Genomic DNA, 727 nt, shown 5'->3' on the forward strand with positions numbered 1-727 from the left:
CCTCTGGAGTGAGCAACTTTCAGGAACGCGCCACTTCCGAGTGAGCGGTAAAGCGGGTGGCGACGAGCTTCCATTGGCCGGCGATACGCTGATAACGGTCCTGATAGAACCCACCCAACTGCCGCGTCGCCCCGCTCTCACCATCCAGGTTAAAATACCACAGGGCCCAACGGCCCTGGGCTTCATCTTCGCTTAGCACATCGATTTCCGGGTTGGCGCCGTGATGCAGGTCGATCACCCGCTCATGGCAGGCCAGTTCGCGGTACAGCGCGACAAAACTGTCGCGCTCACGAAAGATCCCCAGTGGGCCGTAATCGATCAGCACTTCACCATCGGCGAAGCAGTAGGCAATCACCTCGACCTGCTTGAGATCGCAGGCGTTGAGGTAGCGATGCTTGAGCTGGCGAATATCCTCCAGCGCTTCCGGGCGGGCGATCCGCTGCTCCAGGTTCATTCGGCACCTCGCGCGATTACGTTAACTTCACTCCAGTAGGCTTTCATCGAGCGGACTTTGCCGTCGGTATCGAACTCCATCACGTCGATCACATGCAGCGAGCACGGTTGCCCGCCCCACTCCATGTCGACCCGGAACGGCATCGCGCCGCAACCGTTGAGGGTCGCGCGAACCGGGCCGGTCTGGGTTGCGGAGACTTTCATCGCCCCCAGTCCTTCACGGTAAAAGCGCGCGATGGCGTCGATGCCCTGCAACGGCGCCTGGCCGACCGGG

The 727-nt window shown here is 61.5% G+C and carries 2 protein-coding genes; both read right to left on the minus strand.

Annotation, left to right across the window (positions count from 1 at the left end; translation table 11 throughout):
- Positions 1 to 19 precede the first annotated feature (19 nt).
- A complete protein-coding gene (locus tag F8N96_RS34835) occupies positions 20 to 454 on the minus strand; it encodes a nuclear transport factor 2 family protein (RefSeq protein WP_150801643.1) in 435 nt (144 codons plus the stop codon).
- Positions 451 to 727, minus strand: a 277-nt coding sequence (locus tag F8N96_RS34840) for a steroid delta-isomerase (RefSeq protein ID WP_150801644.1), incomplete at its 5' end; no start/stop codon positions are given. The genes F8N96_RS34835 and F8N96_RS34840, both read right to left, overlap by 4 nt.

Origin of the sequence: Pseudomonas fluorescens (assembly GCF_902497855.1) — a bacterium.
Lineage (GTDB): Bacteria > Pseudomonadota > Gammaproteobacteria > Pseudomonadales > Pseudomonadaceae > Aquipseudomonas > Aquipseudomonas fluorescens_BI.

What these genes read in the sequence shown, in the direction of transcription:
- F8N96_RS34835 (WP_150801643.1), bottom strand. Translation starts at nt 454, where the DNA reads ATGAACCTGGAGCAGCGGATCGCCCGCCCGGAAGCGCTGGAGGATATT.